This window comes from Parendozoicomonas haliclonae (assembly GCF_900174585.1).
In the GTDB taxonomy this organism is placed as follows: domain Bacteria; phylum Pseudomonadota; class Gammaproteobacteria; order Pseudomonadales; family Endozoicomonadaceae; genus Sansalvadorimonas; species Sansalvadorimonas haliclonae.
On record NZ_FWPT01000011.1, the window covers coordinates 30036 to 48480 of the forward strand.

The 18445-nt window shown below is 48.3% G+C and carries 16 protein-coding genes and 2 tRNA genes; 13 read left to right on the top strand and 5 right to left on the bottom strand.

Annotated elements, in window-relative coordinates; translation table 11 throughout:
- Nucleotides 1–7: 7 nt before the first annotated feature.
- Nucleotides 8–3361, bottom strand: coding sequence for an inositol phosphate phosphatase SopB (locus EHSB41UT_RS19830; protein WP_133060590.1), 3354 nt, complete (start codon nt 3359–3361; stop codon nt 8–10).
- 147 nt (nt 3362–3508) lie between these two features.
- Here EHSB41UT_RS19830 and EHSB41UT_RS19835 point away from each other — a divergent pair, with 147 nt between their 5' ends.
- From EHSB41UT_RS19835 to EHSB41UT_RS19855, 5 genes are all read left to right on the top strand, one after another.
- Nucleotides 3509–3784: an oxidative damage protection protein gene (locus EHSB41UT_RS19835; RefSeq protein ID WP_087112615.1), complete on the top strand. Its 276-nt coding sequence runs from the start codon at nt 3509–3511 to the stop codon at nt 3782–3784.
- A 115-nt stretch (nt 3785–3899) separates the two neighbouring features.
- Nucleotides 3900–3975: transfer RNA gene (locus EHSB41UT_RS19840), tRNA-Phe, on the top strand.
- A gap of 29 nt (nt 3976–4004) precedes the next feature.
- Nucleotides 4005–4080: transfer RNA gene (locus EHSB41UT_RS19845), tRNA-Phe, on the top strand.
- 1037 nt (nt 4081–5117) lie between these two features.
- Nucleotides 5118–5516 (top strand): hypothetical protein, encoded by a 399-nt coding sequence (locus EHSB41UT_RS19850; protein ID WP_087112616.1) that lies wholly within the window; start codon nt 5118–5120, stop codon nt 5514–5516.
- An 8-nt stretch (nt 5517–5524) separates the two neighbouring features.
- Entirely contained in the window at nt 5525–6625 is a 1101-nt protein-coding gene (locus EHSB41UT_RS19855) for a PQQ-dependent sugar dehydrogenase (RefSeq protein WP_207626716.1), read from the top strand.
- A 60-nt stretch (nt 6626–6685) separates the two neighbouring features.
- Here EHSB41UT_RS19855 and EHSB41UT_RS19860 read toward each other — a convergent pair whose 3' ends face one another.
- On the bottom strand, nt 6686–6940 hold the full coding sequence (locus tag EHSB41UT_RS19860; protein WP_087112618.1) for a type B 50S ribosomal protein L31: 255 nt from the start codon (nt 6938–6940) through the stop codon (nt 6686–6688).
- Between the two features lie 577 nt (nt 6941–7517).
- On the opposite strand from EHSB41UT_RS19860, the gene EHSB41UT_RS19865 reads away from it, so the two are divergent.
- A complete protein-coding gene (locus tag EHSB41UT_RS19865; RefSeq protein WP_087112619.1) occupies nt 7518–9227 on the top strand; it encodes an autotransporter outer membrane beta-barrel domain-containing protein in 1710 nt (569 codons plus the stop codon).
- 91 nt (nt 9228–9318) lie between these two features.
- On the opposite strand, the gene EHSB41UT_RS19870 is transcribed toward EHSB41UT_RS19865, so the two are convergent.
- The gene (locus EHSB41UT_RS19870) at nt 9319–10200 is read right to left on the bottom strand and encodes a LysR family transcriptional regulator (RefSeq protein WP_165767353.1); all 882 of its coding nucleotides are present in this window, start codon (nt 10198–10200) and stop codon (nt 9319–9321) included.
- 113 nt (nt 10201–10313) lie between these two features.
- Here EHSB41UT_RS19870 and EHSB41UT_RS19875 point away from each other — a divergent pair, with 113 nt between their 5' ends.
- Nucleotides 10314–10745: a PACE efflux transporter gene (locus EHSB41UT_RS19875; protein ID WP_087112621.1), complete on the top strand. Its 432-nt coding sequence runs from the start codon at nt 10314–10316 to the stop codon at nt 10743–10745.
- Entirely contained in the window at nt 10745–11365 is a 621-nt protein-coding gene (locus tag EHSB41UT_RS19880) for an FMN-dependent NADH-azoreductase (protein WP_087112622.1), read from the top strand. The genes EHSB41UT_RS19875 and EHSB41UT_RS19880 overlap by 1 nt, the downstream gene beginning before the upstream one ends.
- A gap of 161 nt (nt 11366–11526) precedes the next feature.
- On the opposite strand, the gene EHSB41UT_RS19885 is transcribed toward EHSB41UT_RS19880, so the two are convergent.
- Nucleotides 11527–12078, bottom strand: coding sequence for a MerR family transcriptional regulator (locus EHSB41UT_RS19885; protein ID WP_242667372.1), 552 nt, complete (start codon nt 12076–12078; stop codon nt 11527–11529).
- A 134-nt stretch (nt 12079–12212) separates the two neighbouring features.
- Here EHSB41UT_RS19885 and EHSB41UT_RS19890 point away from each other — a divergent pair, with 134 nt between their 5' ends.
- The 3 genes from EHSB41UT_RS19890 to EHSB41UT_RS19900 all read left to right on the top strand — a co-directional run bounded on the left by EHSB41UT_RS19890 (nt 12213) and on the right by EHSB41UT_RS19900 (nt 14600).
- Nucleotides 12213–13574 (top strand): MATE family efflux transporter, encoded by a 1362-nt coding sequence (locus EHSB41UT_RS19890; RefSeq protein ID WP_087112623.1) that lies wholly within the window; start codon nt 12213–12215, stop codon nt 13572–13574.
- Between the two features lie 54 nt (nt 13575–13628).
- The gene (locus EHSB41UT_RS19895; RefSeq protein ID WP_207626717.1) at nt 13629–14327 is read left to right on the top strand and encodes a class I SAM-dependent DNA methyltransferase; all 699 of its coding nucleotides are present in this window, start codon (nt 13629–13631) and stop codon (nt 14325–14327) included.
- 84 nt (nt 14328–14411) lie between these two features.
- Nucleotides 14412–14600 (top strand): DUF2986 domain-containing protein, encoded by a 189-nt coding sequence (locus tag EHSB41UT_RS19900; protein ID WP_087112624.1) that lies wholly within the window; start codon nt 14412–14414, stop codon nt 14598–14600.
- 47 nt (nt 14601–14647) lie between these two features.
- On the opposite strand, the gene EHSB41UT_RS19905 is transcribed toward EHSB41UT_RS19900, so the two are convergent.
- On the bottom strand, nt 14648–15835 hold the full coding sequence (locus EHSB41UT_RS19905; RefSeq protein WP_087112625.1) for a carbohydrate porin: 1188 nt from the start codon (nt 15833–15835) through the stop codon (nt 14648–14650).
- A 204-nt stretch (nt 15836–16039) separates the two neighbouring features.
- On the opposite strand from EHSB41UT_RS19905, the gene EHSB41UT_RS19910 reads away from it, so the two are divergent.
- On the top strand, nt 16040–16837 hold the full coding sequence (locus tag EHSB41UT_RS19910) for an SDR family NAD(P)-dependent oxidoreductase (RefSeq protein ID WP_087112626.1): 798 nt from the start codon (nt 16040–16042) through the stop codon (nt 16835–16837).
- A gap of 465 nt (nt 16838–17302) precedes the next feature.
- Nucleotides 17303–18349 carry a type II asparaginase gene (locus tag EHSB41UT_RS19915; RefSeq protein WP_207626718.1) on the top strand — a complete coding sequence of 349 codons (1047 nt, stop codon included), beginning with the start codon at nt 17303–17305 and terminating at the stop codon, nt 18347–18349.
- Nucleotides 18350–18445 lie beyond the last annotated feature (96 nt).

Here is an 18445-nt window from a genome sequence, read left to right on the forward strand (position 1 = left end):
GCTTTGGCTAATCAGATTTCTGATCGTCCAGATACCAGGTGGATCGACCTGCAGGAGGCATTGTCGGCTGGCCAGGCTTCACCAGTGAAAAGCCTGTTACAGCGCCTTTTGAAGAGCTTATAACGGCAGCTGCAGCACCATCGACAGAACCCGAGCCTTGCGGTTTGGGCCTGCCTTTATCCTTGTCCGATTTGTGATAACCGCTGACTGCCGGGTACAACATGTGCACCTGCCCCAACATATAACGCGGGATTTTAACGCCCGGCTTACCTGTACAGTCCATGGTATTTTCCAGCTGATTTGAACAGAGCAGCAGAAGACTGTTGTTAAAAAAATCGGTATCGGTCAGATGCCGATCTATAGGCGGAAGAACCTGCATGCTTTGCAGAGAGCTTTCTTCTGTTGCAGCACCCTCTCCGGGTTCCATGGTGCCCAGAGACTCTTTCAGTTTTCTTCGAGACAGGCTCAATCGCAACGCCATCTCAATATTGGAACGCTCATAGTTACCGGTTCGGTCTTTGGCACTTTTGCAGCCACTGATATTCGCCACGCCTAAAAGCCGCCCCAGCTCACTCAAGTAGTTATGGAAAAGAAACGGTTCCTGCCCCAACGTATGATGCAGCCGTCTGGTAAACATGGATCGCAACAGATAAGCGATCTCTTCGATCTCTTTCAGAACAATGGGATCAAGGGTCTGATGTTCAGTCAGGAAGGTGCCAACAAAACTATCCGGCTTTATCGGTTCATCTGGTGAGGTCGTTCCAAACAGTTTTAAAAAAGCTTTGTGGTTGTAGACATCGGCATTTTCCCAGGCCTTGGCAAAATCCAAGCTTGAAGAGTAACCCAACTGATTACACGGACAGACAAACAGAAACAGATTGGGCCGGATGGTGATATGCCCTTTCTGGCCATCTCGCTTTCTTATATTCAACTGCAAAGGCTTGCTGCTGAGATCCTCCATTTTCTTATCGATCTCATAACACCAGTTACGCTCGTTATCGACACCCTCAAATGTCGAAAATGGTGGCCGCAGGTTATCCGGGCTCAACAAACACATATAAAAACCCGGCACAGCAAACGCCGGCTTGCTTAACTCGCCTTCAGGGCAGAAATTATTGAGCACTCGACGGGGAAAATACGACACACTGCAAAGTGTCAGGATGTCTCTCCAGCGTTGGTCTGTGATCTGGTTGCGTTCTGCTTTTTTGCTTACCGCATAGGCATAAGGAACTGCAGTGCGGACTTCCTTAAGGATGACATCATCGCCGAGCTTGACCCTTGTCACCATCAGGTTAACGGCCCTTGGCGCATCTCTTTGACAGGAAGGGTAGGTGTGACCATCAAACGACAGCAAATCATATTCCCGCCCATCTCTGGCCTCTCCCAGATAAATAAACGTAGCCGGACGCTGCTCAATCGTAATTTGATGAAAACTGTCGTTAAAATGAAACGGTAAGATCTTGGAGCGGAGTGTGGCCGGCTGTGTTTTTAACCGCTCTTCCCGATATTGCTCGAAGACTTTTTTCTCTATTTTGAACAAGACCATCAGCTCTTGTTCACAGGTGGTAAGGTCTTCATAAATATGTGGCCGGTTGGGATGCCCGGGATAACGGTAGGTTTTCCCTTCACGCCACTTTTCCAGTATCGAGACACGATCAATAAGCTCTGAACCGCTGTAGCGTTTTCCCAGATAGGATTTCACTGTCTCAGCCATAACACGTATACAGTAATCCCAGGTTTTCTTATTCCTGAAGTCATTTTCACTGAAGGCTTTCAACGCCTTGTTGTAATCTGCGATCTTGCTTTGCAGATCTTCCAGATCATCCCTGAAGCAGCTTACAAGATTGTTCCTGGCACCTTCTCCATCCATCTCCTTCCCGGGCAGAGCTTCTTTAAATTCCTTCACTTTTTTATAAAGCCGGATGTACTTATCCGTCGCCGGGATATAACGCATATTCAGGATATCTTTTGGCGTAACAATCTCGGAGCTCAAAACCTTCTCGACATCATCCAAAAGTAAACCCGTCCTGGTGGTAATGGCACCAACAGAGCCAGTATCAATGCAAAGAAAATCATCATCTTCACAAAGCACCTCAATCACATCTTCCTTCCAGACTGGGCATCGGAAAGTTGGTGAAGCACCTCCATGATCATCGGATCCCACTGAAATATTGATCAGCACCTCACAGGTACGGGGAAAATAAGAATGAAACAGTGTCTGATAAACACATAAGTAGTTCTTTAACAGTTGGCACATGGCCTGATCATTTTCAGGGATAAAACGGCTGGAATTGAGCAACTGAGCACAATGCAGCTGAATGTTGGTTTTCTCTCTATCTGTTAGGTCAAAAACCTCCTTCATCCAGCTTTCTGAAATCGCCAGATAGAGGGGAGATTTCTCATCCGTAAGTGACAGAGTCTCTCGCAAACGGCTTCTGCGCTGTAGCTGGACAGGCTGATCATTATGAAAGAGGTCATCCCCGGCTAAAGAGCTTGAGGACGACGAAAAAGATTTGCTCACAGGTGTGGCCGGTTCACTGCCAGAGTCCGAATGACTTGTGTCATAGTCACTGTCATCATCATTCAGATAGTGGATGAAGCCCATCGCCTTTTTGGTGTTGCTGAACTTCAACTGGCTCACCATCATGCTCAGAATCCCATCTTCCTTATCCGTCAGGGATTGCCCTCTCTTTTTATCGTCTGAGGAACCTCTGGAAAAGAGGTACATAGACCTCCTGTTTTTGCTGGTTACCGACCCGGATGACGAAGAACCGGTATCCTGAGAGCAGGAATCATCATGACTGACGGACTTTGGTCGGCGTAGCACAGGTACGGGTAAAGGAGTAGTTATCCCACGCCCCGATATCTTCGCAGAGCCCTCAAGAGTCGAAACAGAACTCTGGTTCTCGGTATCTCCATCCGTTTGTGACGATGTTCTTTGCAGCAGGCTTTCCAACTGAGAGGTGAACACCTTGCTTTTCAGCGTAGGTGTGGCCCCGCTGTCAGCATTAGGAACCATGGTCATCCGGCGCTTTCTTTCAGCAACTTTTTCTGCCGGTGGTTCTGGCGCAGGACGTTTTGGTTTCACTTTTTCCGTGCTTGGAGTTGTGACCTGCTGAACCTTACGTTCAGTGATCGGAGGTGGCCGCTTCGTCCGTGGCTTAGGTTCTGGTGCAGAGGTACTGAGCTCGCGACTCACCCCATCCTGACCAACAACCGAAACAACCATCCCTGTCCCCGGATCCTGAACCAGCTTCCAGACGCCCGCACGCGATACGCCTCTCCGAGCCGGAGTGGGAGGGAAGGTGCTGGTAAGGCTCTCTTGACCTTTGCTGTTGGGCAATCGTGTGGGTGTAGCCATGCCTGGTATCCGAGCGTTATTTCATCCAGATTTGACCTCTAACGCTCAAAAAACAAAGTAGCGAGACTGTCAGCATGCCCAACATTCTCATAAGGCCTGTAAGGCTGTACTATTTTCCCGACACTGACGTAACTGGAGCTGCATTTCATGTCTCGCAAAGTCCACTGCATCAAATTGAAGAAAGAAGCTGACGGCCTGATGGTTCCCCCAATGCCGGGTCCTAAGGGGCAGTGGGCCTACGAGAATGTATCTCAGGAAGCCTGGCAGATGTGGCAACAGCATCAGACCCGCCTGATCAATGAAAAGCATCTGAACCTGATGGATGTAGAAGCACGTAAGTACCTCCAGGAGCAGATGGAAAAGTTCCTGAACGGTGATGAGTTTGATCAGGCAGAAGGTTATGTGCCGGAAGCCGGCAAATAACACGCTCTTTTTATAGGGGTTTTCCCTAAAAGAGGGCTATGATGCTGCGAATCTCGCTTGCGGGTGTTGACTCTGGAAAACGAAAACAGTTTAATACGCCCGCACTTGTCGCAGAGCCTGGGTAGCTCAGTTGGTAGAGCAGCGGATTGAAAATCCGCGTGTCGGTGGTTCGATTCCGCCCCTAGGCACCATCTCCTCTGCATAAGACAAGACAGCCCAAGCCTGGGTAGCTCAGTTGGTAGAGCAGCGGATTGAAAATCCGCGTGTCGGCAGTTCGATTCTGTCCCTAGGCACCATATTTAAAAGCCCCGAAGCCATGCTTCGGGGCTTTTTTCGTTGTATGGCCAACATAAAGAGTAACGAGCACGACGGACTGGCTTTCAGGCCATGTGCTGGTTATGAGCTTTCTTCCGAATTCTGGGTCCACTCCCCTATTTTTTCGTTATAACGTGTTTTCCAACCTCAGGAGCTGCTCCTGTAACAATGCTAGCCACCGGCCTTTGAGTTGTTCCCTTTGGTTATGGGCTAGCTCCTCCAGATATCAATTTGGTGTCACAGTGAAATACGTTAACGTTAGGGAGGAATCTTGGGGTAGTGTATTTTGCTTAATGAAAAAGAATGTTTTAACAACTTAAAAAAACATAGAGTGGCAGGCCAGCAACAATAGTCGTGTTGCCAAAAGCATATTTTATAAAAAATGAAAAAATCTCATGCTCACCTCACGCTGCTCGTCTTTGATATAGCCTCTGTGGCAACTGTCGTGTACACGATACGTGAAATTCATTTCATTTCTGAGTCCATGACTTCTAACCTTGACCAGATCAACTTTCAGCCAGAAGCCACATACCTTCTACTCTTGGGACTGATTCCTTTAATCCATATATGGTCGCTGATAGAGACTACTTATTCACCATCACAAAATACTCTGAAGTGGATGAACAGACTTTTAATTACGTCTTTCTTTGCAGGAATAATATTCTGCTATCTGATCAACAACTCCTTGGCTTATCATCTGGAAAAATCAAACTACTCCAAATGTTCCAGTATTTATGGAACACATTGTAAAGCTGGATAAAACAGCCTAAGGAAAGCAGACCTAAACACTCATGATATCCATATAAGCAGGGTCAAACTTGGAGACTGCATCTTTCTTGCGATCCCAAGTGAAGAGTAGTTCTTTGCATACTTCATACTGTACAGTGGCCAGTACAGAACTAAGCAGCGACACCAAAGCCTCGCCCAAGCAGGGCTCTACATAAGAATGAAAACAAGAAAAGTAAAAACAGTATTCGCGTTTCTCTCGGCAGCTCTCGTCACAGCTCTTTTGGCATGCATGAGTCACACTCTTTTTGTGCTGCATGAACTGGCAGAGCTGGGTATTTCAATTACAACATCTATTCGTATACAGGCAATACTGGACGATATCGCTGGCCTGATGCCTGCTTACGGGGCAGTTATAGCGATTGGATTGTTAATAGCTTTTTCGGTTCTGAAACTGATCTCAAAGAAGCTGGCAAAGCAACCCGATCCATCGTGGATGTGGTGGGGGCTGGCCGGTGGATTTACCCTCTGTAGTGCCCTGCTGTTAATGCAGCCGCTTCTCGATATTACCCTGATTGCCGGTGCCCGCAGTGATTTTGGCTTTGCCATGCAGTGCCTGTCTGGTGTGTGCGGTGGCATTGTTTATGGAATACTGAGGCCCACAATATCCCAAGCCGGAGAACACGAATAATGAGGCATGTGACGTTTAAACAGGCTGTTTTCCCGCAGAGTCTTTTTGTCCTGCTGCTTTTGTTGCTGGTGCAACCTCTCCGGGCAGATCAGCCGGAATTCAAGGTGGACGAAGTCGCCAACGAGCTGAGTCACCCCTGGTCTCTAGCTGAACTACCTGACGGGCAGCTGCTGGTTACCGAACGTTCTGGCGAACTCAAACGCATTTCCAAGGGCCAGGTGCAAACCATCGAAGATGTTCCTGAGGTTTATTTTGCCGGCCAGGGTGGCTTGTTGGATATCAAGCTTCACCCTCAGTTTGCACAAAACGGCTGGATTTATCTCAGCTATGCCCACGGCACTCTCAGTGATAATGCTCTGAGTCTGATGCGGGCCAAGCTCAATAACAACGCACTGACTGAACAACAGATTCTGTTTACTGCAGCGCCTTCCAAAGATACACCTGTGCACTATGCAGGCAGAATCGCTTTTATGCCGGACAACACTCTTCTGCTGGCTATTGGTGATGGCTTTGACTACAGAGAGCATGCCCAGAAGAAAGACAGCTTGTTGGGAAAAATTATCCGCCTGAACGACGATGGTTCCATTCCCTCTGATAACCCTTATCTCTCCGATACCGAGGCGCGTGGAGAGCTGTACTCCATCGGCCATAGAAACCCTCAAGGGCTCGTATACGACAAACAACGCAATATAGTGCTCTCCAATGAGCACGGCCCTGCCGGTGGCGATGAAATTAATATTATCCAGCCGGGCAAGAACTATGGCTGGCCTGTGATCACCTATGGGCGTGATTACTCTGGTGCTTCTATCACGCCATTCACCGAATATCCGGGCATGGAACAGCCACTCGTGAACTGGACGCCTTCTATCGCACCATCATCCATGGTCGTTTACTACGGTGACATGTTCCCTGAGTTCCATGGAGACCTGCTAAATACTACGCTTAAAAACCGTGAGTTACGCTGGGTTCACATGGAAAATAACAAGCCGGGCAAAGAAACCTCTTTGCTGAAACATCTTAAAGAGCGCCTGCGTCATATTGAGGTGGCGAAAGATGGAAGCCTGTATCTGCTGACGGATAGCGGCAAGGTGCTTCGAGTCCACCGGTAGAGGCTTTTCAGGTCTCTACCATCCTTTCTCTACTACTACGAATTCTGAAACGATAAATCTTTATCGTTTCAGGGTTGGCATACCAAAACGCTTGTTAAAGCGTTCAATACGGCCACCGGTATCCATAACCTTTTGGGTTCCGGTATAGAACGGGTGTGAGTAAGAGGAAACATCAAGGCCCATGCAAGGATAGGTTTGACCATCTATTTCCACGGTTCTATCGGTTTTCACCGTTGAACGAACCAGAATATATTTATCTGCACCTGCATCATGAAAAGCCACCATTTTATAGTCAGGGTGTATGCCTTTTTTCATGATATGCCCTCCCAGCGATAAGAACTGTTTCCAAAATTAGCTGAGGAACATCACACGTCAAGTGACGCTAACAGGAGCGGGATGATATCGGTGCCGTGGATACTTTCAGTTTAACTGACAGAGTGTCAATTTTCCGAAAGCGGACCATAGCATGGGCTATATGCTGTGCTTCAGAAGTCAGTCTTATGAACCGGGTATCGGCATAGCCTGTAAACCTTCAGGCTTTGTTACTGATACCTTCGATCCGGATCTGGCATTCCTCCATGCATTATATTAAGGCTTTCCTACTCGACGCCCTGCCTATCTTGCTCATCCGAAAAAACTGAAGCTTTATCTTCTCTGCCCCATAAGAACCCTTAAAAAGAACCTGTGAAACGGACTATCTCTAAAAGGATGTGACAGATTTTCGACCCCGCCCGACAAACTCTCAGTAGAACGTCCATTGTTGCCCAACTTTGACCCTACACTCAGGGAAGACCACACGACACCACTGCTGTAGCCCGTCGCTAAAGCCAGTTAACCCTTCAATGTGGAATGAAGTAGGAGGGATCGACAACACCTGAGATAGAGAATTGAAATGGAATTCCAGAAGAGTCTTTTGCCTGCTGCAATTGTATCTGTGCTTTTATCGGGCACTTACAGCCAACTCACCCTCGCCGAAGAACAAGATCCGGCCCCTTTTCATGAATCACTTTTTGACGAAGCGGGTTCTTTTGCCGGGCCTCCTGAAGGTATCCCTGAAGGCGGTATCCCACCCGAAGGTTTTCCTGAGGGCAGCATCCCTCCTGGTGATATTCAGGGTTCCAATGACCAGGGCATGGACGGTGACCTCGGTGTTTCATCTCCCGACGACCCGGTATATTTCGAGGGTGGCTTCCCCAAGCCTTACGTAGAAATAGACGGCATCTCAGAAAGTGATGTGATCGCTGGCAATGCTCCCCTATTCACAGCACCGGGAAACATTACATTCAATGAAGCTGTAGAGATTCAGATTGATGGCGGCATAGAAAATTTCATTGATGCCAGCGCCGGAAAAGAGTTCATCCTTCTCAAAGCTGAGGGCACCCTGAACTACACAGAAGGTTATCTGAAAGTTCTAACGGACTCCCCTCTGTTCGATATCACTGTCGTCGCTGAAGATAATGCCCTGAAAATTCGGGTTGAAGCCAAAGATGTCGGCGATGTCATTGAACAAAGCGGTGCCTCCCTGGATGCTCAGGAAGTCATCAGTACCTTCCAGCAGGACGTGATCACTGAACTGGATGAATCCGATCCTCTCTACGCCCTGTTTGAAGCGGCCAGTAATAGCTCAGAAGAGCTTGCCGATCTGGCCGAAGACCTTAAGCCTGAGGATTCCAACTCCACGACGGCTGCCGCCACTGCCACACAGTCGGCCACCTTTGGCAGTATTGCTACCCGTACCAGCTCCGTGCGCTCGGGCGGTACCGGTATCAGCTCCGGTGATATGTTTCAATCCGGTGGATTCTGGGCTCAGGTTCTGCACAGTAAAGGTAATCAGGAAACGAGGAATGCCAGCAAAGGCTTCACCTCTCACTTAACCGGCGTTACTGTCGGCCTGGATACCGAATTAAATACCGATTGGGTCGCTGGTGCCGCTCTCACCACAGCCAAAAGCAAGACCAACACCAAAGACTCCAACAACACGACTACCGCCAGCAGTTTTATTGGTTCGTTCTATGCCAGCTGGCAGTTTAAAGACTGGTTTGCTGATGTGATGGCCAGTGCCGGCCGTACCAAAAACAAGGCCAAGCGTTTTAATCAGCTGATCAAGTCTGACTTCGACGCGCATCAGTACGGCCTGCGCCTGACGGTGGGGCAGGATATTCCGCTCAAGAATCTGGATATACAACTGCAGCCTACTGTCTCGTTTAACTACGGACGGGTTGATATTGGCAAGTACCAGGAAGAAGGCACAGCTGGCGCGCAAGAGATACAGGCCCAGCGTTATGAAACAGTAGAGCTGGGTGCTGGTATCGCTGCCATGAAGTCCTTCAGCTTTAACAAAAACACCCTGAACGTCTCGGTTAATCTGATGGGCTGGCATGACTTTGCTGCAGATCAGGCAAAAACCCAAAGCCGCTTCCTGACCGGTGAAACCATTCTGACAACGTTTGGTGACAAGCCAGAGAGAACAACCTGGCAGGCAGGCCTTGGCCTGGATTACCTGGCCGGCGATAACCTGACCTTCTCCCTGAACTACGACCACACTTGGAAGAAGAGCTTTAAAGCCGATAGTGTAAGTGCGAAGGTTCGTTACGACTTCTGATCAAGCGAATACGCGCTTAATACAAAAGCCTGCTCTTTTTGAGAGCAGGCTTTTCTATATCCTGTACGCCTGAAAAATGAGCGTTTACCGCCTAGTCATTATCAAAAAGACTCTTCAGTTCTTCTATCACCCAGGCAGTAACCGGCCCAATAGAAGCCTTAGGGCTCACAATCTCCACCGGTGGACTCCAGGGTTTGTGATCAAACAAAACATCCATCCGCTCTATCTTCCCCTTGCTGATCCAACCTTCCGCAACATAAGCCGGAATATAAGCCCAGCCGCAACCACTAATCAGCATGGAGTAAAGTCTGTGAATATCATTGGAATACCAGGCCAGCGTGGACATTTTTGGGAAGTGCCCCAGCTCAAAACCCGAGGCTCCACGCAGAAGCAACTGCCGGTATGGAATCACATCATGCATGAAGATCTTTTGTTTCTGTGCCAGAGGGTGATCCGTGGCACACACGGCAATAAACGGCATATTCCCGATACCACATAGCTCGACATCTTTATCGATATCCAGCTTGGCAAAGGTTAACCCCACATTCGCTCGGCCAGACTTCACCAGATCATAGATATCCGGGCTGGCTACTGAGAGAACTTCCAGTTCGGTATTGGGGTATTTATTACTGAAATCGCGATAGAGCTGCTGAAGTCGGGGTAGCTCAAACGCGCGATCCACAGCCAGACAAACCCGCATCTCTTCGCCTATAGTCATTGAGGCTGTGGCCAGTTGCAGATCATCAACCTGACGCAAAATCGTGCGGGCAAATTCCAGAACATATTCCCCCTCTGGAGTCAGCGTTGGCTTGCGCGTGGTACGGTCAAAGAGTTCAAGATTCATATCGATCTCAAGGCTGGCAATCCCCTGACTGACTGCTGACTGAACCTTACCGATCTTTCGTGCACATGCCGAAAAAGAACCCGTTTCTACGGTCTCCACCAGCATGCGCAAATGATCCAGACTGTACATCTCCATCTCCCGCACTGACTCCGCTCAACCATCACAATATCTGATATTTATTAACTTCAAACAATCATATTTGTTGATCAAAATAGGCAAAAACTGAGGAGGCACCTAAAGCTATGAGCATTAAAGAACGCATCGTTCATATGTTTCTGTTTGAAATCATCGCGCTGGCTATGTTTGTGCCATTGGCCATGCTGGCCTCAGGTCAGAGTGCTGGTGCAATGGCGGGTTTGAGTATCGCACTCTCGGTTATCGCGATGCTGTGGAATTTTGTTTTCAATTGGGTATACGACTCTATTCGTGGTGATGATCGCGCTTCCAGAAAGTTTTCCGAACGTTTGCTTCATGGAGCAGGCTTTGAACTTGGCATGATTGCGACCTCTTTCCCGGCCATTATGTATGTGACTCAGGAAAGCTTTTTGAATGTGCTGATTATGGATATTGGCGCCGTCACCTTCTTCTTTATTTACGCCATTATCTTTAACTGGGTATATGACGTAATCCGCAGCCGCTATGTAAAACAACCAGCAACCATCACTAATGAGTAATGGATACTATAACTACGATTTTACAGATTGATAGCAGTGTGAATCAGGGAAGCTCTGCATCCAGACAACTGGCTTACGAGCTGACTTCGGCCTGGCAAAAGAAAGAGCCTGACTCTAACGTAGTCATCCGCGATTTGGCTAAAAATGCTCTCCCGCATATTGATCACAACACCATGGCTGCATTTCAGAATCCAGAGGGAGAGCTAAACCAAAAGCAACAGGGTGCTTTAGAGCTATCCAATACTCTGATCGAGGAACTGAGACGTGCAGATATTCTGGTGACCTCCGCACCACTTTATAACCTCAGTATCCCATCATCACTCAAGGCCTGGTTTGATCACGTGATGCGTGCCCGCGAGACTTTTATCTATACGGGCCCGGGTCAGCATAAAGGTCTGCTTGAGAATAAAAAAGCCTATGTCATTTCATCTCGTGGCGGTGCTTATGAAAACACCACTGCCGACCTGCAAACACCACTCATCAGGAGCCTGCTTGCATTCATAGGAATAGAAGATATCGAATTTATCTATGCTGAAGGTCTGGCTTACGGAAATGAGCACTACACAAACGCAATGGCCAGCGCATCAGAAAAAATCACAACACTGGTGAGCGCAGCTTAACCTAAACGAATTAACAACCCGCATTAGAATTAAAACAAACCGTTAGAGAAGAGCGACTCTTATAGATGTAATCCAATACATCAGAAACTTGTTTGCATTTAAAGTTGTTGTACGTGTGTTAAGGCTGTTCAAATGCACAGCCTTTTTTCTTTGCGAAGTTATTATTTGCGCGACCACTCACGAATCGCTTTAACTTCCTCAGCTTCAATACTCAAGGACTCCAGAAACTCCTGATGAGCTTCCGGCTCCATTTTCTCGAACTGCTTATGCCAGTTCTGCATGGCTTGCTCATCAAAACCAGCCGCTTTCATAATCTCGACCCAACGTTCTTTATTAACCATTTGTTGCTCCAGTAATTCAGGATGTTCCAATAGCATCACGATCGCATTCTGCTGCTGCCGCAGTTTCTGGATTTCATTCTCCAGTGCTGCAAACTGTCTGCGCAAAACACGCTCTTGCTCCATGCCTTCCGGAATATCGAGAAGCGAACAGATATCACGAACCGGTACACCATAAGAGCGATAGGCCTTAATGGCTTCCAGTCGGTTTTCCTCCTGCTCGCCATACCAGCGGTAACCATTCTCAGACCGGGATCTGGGTAGTAACAGCCCCTCACGTTCGTAGTAAAGAATGGTTGTACGAGAAACATCATGCCTTCTCGCCAGCTCGGTAATCGTCAGCATCTCACTTCTCTCGAAAGGCAACGCAATCATTCTGAACCCTGCACTTATAGACGGGTCAAGCAACGGATATAGCCAAAGATGGTACTCAAAGATCAGGCCTATACTTCGCCTCTTTTTGGGAGCCTCATGCCAGGGCGTAGCCTGCAGGCATCATCCAATGAACAATGAAGCCTGACACCAAACCTGATTTCAACAAGCTGACCGGAAAACCTGTATTGGTGTTTTTTTATCACCTTGTCCCCTGGTCACTTGGCATACTCTGCCAGTCTTCTGTTCCCATTATTGATGGTTATTTTCTGGGTAACTACGTGGGGCCGGAGGCATTAGCCGTGGTCAATCTGGCCATGCCGATACTTGGTTTGTTTATTGCTATCGAAGTTATGATTGCGACCGGGGCATCTATTCGCTGCGGCCATTATCTTGGCCGGGGAAAGCTCAAAGAGGCATCACGTATCTTCACGCAGGCCATTCTTGCCGTCTTTAGCCTGATTGCCCTGCTCGCTCTGCTCTGCATTCTGGGACTGGATACTCTGGTCCAAATCCTTGGTGCCGATGAAGCTCTGGCTCCACAACTGCATGAATACCTCTGGGTGATGTTGCTGTTTACGCTGGTATTGCCCAGTGCCTTTATCCTTGAATATTTTGTTGGTCTGGACAATAACCCGGCACTGGCTTCAGCCGCCATGATGATGGGAGCGACAAGTAATATTGTTCTCACCTGGATACTGGTCAGTCAGCTGCAACTTGGCGTGGCCGGAGCCGCCATGGGTTCAGGCATCAGCGCACTGATCAGCTTTATGACTCTGTTGCTTCACTTTCTCCGCAAGGACCGCCAACTCCACTGGACACTGACAAAACGTAAATGGACCGAAGTTTTCACTACTATGAAGAACGGTATCTCGGATGGCCTGAGTGATGGGGCGTCGGCTCTGTTTATCCTGTTATTCAACTGGATTGTTATCGCCGAGTTTGGCTTGCCCGGGCTGGTTGCCATGACGGTTGTGAACTTTCTTCTGGAAACACAGGAAACCATTACCTTCGGATTTGGCGATAGCCTGCAAATGCTGGTCAGTGCAAATACCAGCGCCAGGCATCCTGAACGTGTCGCTCAATTTCTTCGGTTAGCAATGATAGCCGGACTCACTCTGGGGATTGGCTTTCTCTTGCTGGCTCTCTTAGGTTCGACCTGGGTCTCTGGCTTTTTCATAAAGGACGATAATGAAGCCATCCTCCTGACCAGTCAGATTGTGATCTGGATATTCCCTGTGTTCCTTCTTGGCAGCATCAGTGTTGTGCTGATGGCTTATTTTTCCGCGTTGGAAAAGCCTTTATATGCAGGCACCATAGCCCTTGCACGTTCATTTCTCTTTCCAGCCTTAATGCTTATTACACTCCCATGGCTACTTGGAAAGAAAGGTATATTTATTGCCATTCCTGTTGCAGAACTACTTACCATGACTTTGGCACTGATGCTTTTGCGAAAGCAGCGGCAACAGGATCGTTTTCACCAGCTGGATGCAGCCTAGAGCTGTATGAAGCTCGGGGTATAATGAAAAGCTATTTAAACGGACTGCACGACCATGAAATCAGCCATGTATTCTGAATACGCCGAACAATATGATCAGGCTGTTCAGGATAATATTTATAACGCCCATTTTGAGCGCCCTTCTCTGCAGGCTCTGCTTCCGGAAATCCGTGGTCTGAACGTGCTGGATTTAGGTTGTGGCACAGGTGTGTACGCCCAATATCTGCTCGACCAAGGCGCTGATGCTGTTACCTGTATTGATTACTCGGAAGCCATGGTTGATCTGGTACGCTCAAAGCTGGGCGAGAAGGTCACCGCTTATGCTCAGGATATTTCGCTCGGGCTGCCGCAGGAAGAAACTGGGTCATACGACCTTATAATTTGCCCTCTGGTTCTCCATTATCTGGAAGACCTCAATCCGCTCTTCCAAGACGTATACCGGGTTTTGAAACCGGGTGGCGTTATGGTGTTCTCAATGCATCATCCACTGGCCGATTTTGAGTACTCACAAACCGGAAACTACTTTGATCGTGAACTGGTTACGCAGGAATGGGATACCGTTGGTAAGCCATTAGAGGTTAAGTTCTATCGCCGTTCACTGAGCGAGCTGACAGATGCCATTACCTCTTCCGGACTGGTAATTACCCGCATCTCCGAAGGGCAGGTATCCGATAAGGTCAAAGAGCTATCAGAGAGTGCCTATAACTTCCTGTCGAGAAACCCGAACTTCATCTTTGTAAGATGTCAGAAGTAGCAGGCCAACTGCGTTCCCTGCACGGATTTGGCTCTTTGCTCAACGCTGATATCATAGCCCTGTTTAGATATTGAGCTGTTATGCATGAACCGTCGTAAGAAAGGGAACCAGATCCTTAAAGCCCGAGTTAAAAAGGCCAAGGCGAAGCTTTCTCCCAAAAGCAGCAAGCCGAAATACATCAGTAAGGCTGATCGTGCCAAACTGGAAGCTGAAGCCAGTGCAGCAGACACTGTCATTGCTGAAGCTGATACACCTGAGTCCACCAGCGCTTAAGCCAGAAGCCTCAGAAGCACTACCCTTCAGAGGCTCTCTTTCACACATCAGAAATAATAATTAAACCGGGTTCGGAAGGCGGTGGTCTTTTCATCCACGCCCTTCTTGCCGTAGGCATTTTTGGTATCGGAGTAAGACAGCGCAAATGTGACCGCAGTATTTTCAAAGCCAAGGATAGGAACGGTGTAGGATGTGTAGATCAGATAGGATTTGGCATCCTCTGTCTTGTAAGTTGTAGCATCGTGCTTGAAGTTATTCTTGGCATAGGAAGCACCGATAGCAGCAGCGCCAGCATAGATAATATTGCTGTTTACCGTCCAGGCCTTCCAAGACTCTTTCGCATTCTGCCAGGCAACACTAGTATTCCATTCAAGTTGCCCGGTGTTAATTGTGGTCGTTGCAGCCAGACCATAGCGATGGGCTAAATCATATTTTTGCGCAACATCTGTTGGCCCTGCATAGGTAACTGAGTCTTTATTAACTTCATACTCCCCCCCAAAGCTCACACCCCAACCATTATTTTCGCTTTGATAATTAATAGCCGGACGAACCATAAAGCTGTTGTTATCTGAGCTCACATTCGGCTCGGCATCATTGCGGTAGATGGTTGAGCTTTTCAGAATATCGGCAGTGTTGCCGTAGATGGTGGACACCTCGGCAGTCCACTGCCCCATTTCTCCCACTATCCGAGCCTGTCCGGCCTTATCCAACCGCCCTCTGGCCTCCTTGGCCATGTAGTAATAAATACCTTCACCGATACCATCGGAGCCAGCCGCATAGAACATGGCTATATCTTTACCCAGCGGGAACAGGTTCATCGCCTCATAGCGACCAAGCTGGAAGTACCATTCTTTCTTGTACCCAAACATCAGGTAGGCTTCGTCTACCAGCACCTGATTATCTGTGCGAATCAGGGGTTCGGCCTGTGCGCTCACAAACGCACCATCATCCCGGGTCAGATTCCATTCCACCTGCAAAAGTATCCGAGAATCGTCGTTCAATTGGGCTTTAGTCAGTTTGCCGGTCGTTGGATCACCCTTTGCGGCTCCATCCTTACAACCTCCATCTTTGGCACAGATATGCACGCCTCTATCATCATGAATCACATCAAAGTTCAGCTCGGCATTACCACCAATCGTCAGAGAGCCATCCGGTGATGTCCATGCCGCCAGCAAACAGGAAGGCGTAAAGCAGAGAGCCGCAATGATGGATGCTCGGATCGTGTCGACATGCATTCTGTTCACAGTTGTACTCCCGGAGTTATAAACCTGCGAATACAAGGTAGGCCAGATTGCTCAGATATGACTTTTTGATCTAGCTCCGTCTCCCACCAGAACCATCACATTCCATTATGAAAATCATCACCGATTATAATTTCCTGAGCTTTTGCCATCGCATTAGACTCTGATGCCAAAATCGTTTTTTGGAACTCAGGCTTTATGAATCTCGAATTGCAGGGCAAGCGTGTACTGGTCACTGGTTCTACCGGTGGTATCGGCAAGGCGATTGCGAGCCACTATCTGGCAGAAGGTGCCGTTGTCATTATTAATGGCCGTGATCAGGCACGCTGCGAAGCGATCGCCAAAGAGCTGTCCACTGAGCACAGCGCAGCCGATCGTGTTCTGGCTATGGCTGGCGACCTTTCCGATGCTGCACAAACCAGTGCACTGCTGGATCAGCTGGAAGCGCAGGGCGGCGTTGACATCCTGATCAACAATACCGGCATCTTTGAAGTTAAGGCTTTCGAGAACATTGAAGACGATGAGTGGATGCACTACTTCAATGTGAATGTGATGAGTGCCGTACGTTTGTCCCGCGCACTGCTGCCGAAAATGCTGGGGCGTGGTTTCGGTCGTATCGTCAATATCTCTTCCGAGTGTGGCGTGAAACCTCTGGGTCAGATGGTTCACTACTCAGTAACCAAAACTGCTTTGATGTCTCTGTCCCGTGCCCTGTCTGAACTGACCAAAGGCAAAGACGTGACTGTGAACTCCGTACTGCCTGGCCCGACCTGGACCGAAGGTGTAGAGAACTACTTCGATACACTGTCTGCCAAAGAAGGCAAGCCGGTTGAAGAACTGACCACCAACTACTTTGCCGACCACGAACCAACCTCTCTGCTACAGCGTTTCGTGGATGTGAATGAAGTGGCCAAGGCAACTGTCTTCCTTACCTCCAACCGCGCAATGAATGGTCAGTCCCTGCGTGTAGAAGGTGGAATTATCCGCGCTTTGTAAACGCATCAATACAAACATTGACGCCCGGATAAGATTTAACAATAAAACTTATTCGGGCCTTCCTCATAGATCAAACAACACCCTTCTACTATTTTTGAAAAACACTTTAAAATTATTAAAAAAGAGATAAGTGTAATTACGCAAACTTTGTTAGCGCGCAATTCCTATTGATTCACATCATAAAAACAACCGACAAAACATCCATATACTGAATTCACGATTTAACCACCGGCTATTTGTAGGAACTGATTAATATCAATTCGTTTAGCTATCGAGTTTGTAAAGAATTTGATTATTGAAAGTCATTAAACTGAATTTTCAACAAACATTCTATTTACATTTCAATCTGCTTTATCAAACAGCCAAAACTGATTTCAGTTTTCATTGGATTCTTTTGTCTTTGAAAATATCAAGAACCCAATGACAAATTGAATTGTTGTTATAACTCACATTTGAGTGTTTCTAATGAAAATGACCAAACTGGCCTCTGCTATTGTTGGCCTGGCACTGCTTTCTGGCAATGTACTGGCGGATGATCTTCCGAACGTATCCATCCTGGCCACTGGCGGTACTATCGCAGGCTCTGCGTCCAGTGCAACCAATGCCGAATACACTGCCGGCAAGGTCATGATCGACACTTTGGTGAACGCAGTTCCACAACTGAAAGACATCGCCGATGTAAAAGGTGAGCAGATCGCCAGCACCGCATCCGGCAACCTGACCGAACAAGACTGGTTCAAGCTCGCCAACCGTATCAACGAACTGCTCGCTCAAGACGACACCGACGGTATTGTTATCACCCACGGTACCGACACCATTGAAGAAACCGCTTACTTCCTGAACCTGGTTGTTAAGTCTGACAAGCCTGTAGTGCTGGTTGGTGCCATGCGCCCATCCACCGCTATCTCTGCTGACGGCCCTCTGAACCTGTACAACGCTGTATCCCTGGCCGGTAGCGAATCCGCTAAAGGCAAGGGTGTTATGGTTGTTCTGAACGACACCATTCACGGTGCCCGCGGCGTAACCAAAACCAACACTGCCAGCGTTAACACCTTCGAGAGCAAGAACGGCGGCCCTCTGGGTTACATGAGCTATGGCAAGCCAAGCTGGGTGCGTCAATCTCCATACAAGCACACCTACCAGACCGAATTTGATATCAGCGATATCAAAGCTCTGCCAACCGTAGATATCATGTACCTGTACATCGAAACTCCAGCCGAAGCTGTTGATTACTACGTGAAAGAGCGCAAGGTAGACGGTATGGTCTTCGCTGGCAGCGGTAACGGTTCCCTGACCACCCCTCTGCAGGCGACCATGGAGCAGTACTCCAAGCAGCTGCCATTTATCCGTGCTTCCCGTACCGGCAGCGGCAACACTCCAGACGTTAGCTACTACCCAGAATTCCCAGGTTCCCAGGGTCTGAGCGCTCAGCAAGCCCGTATCCTGCTGAAACTGGCTCTGACCGAAACCCAGGATCCTAAGGAAGTTGCTGAGTTCTTCCACAAGTACTAATCAGCACCTTTATCTATCAGGCACTCATGGATGAGCGCAAAAAACCGGTCTTCACAGGCCGGTTTTTTATTTCCTGACAGAAACCGGTGAGAAGGA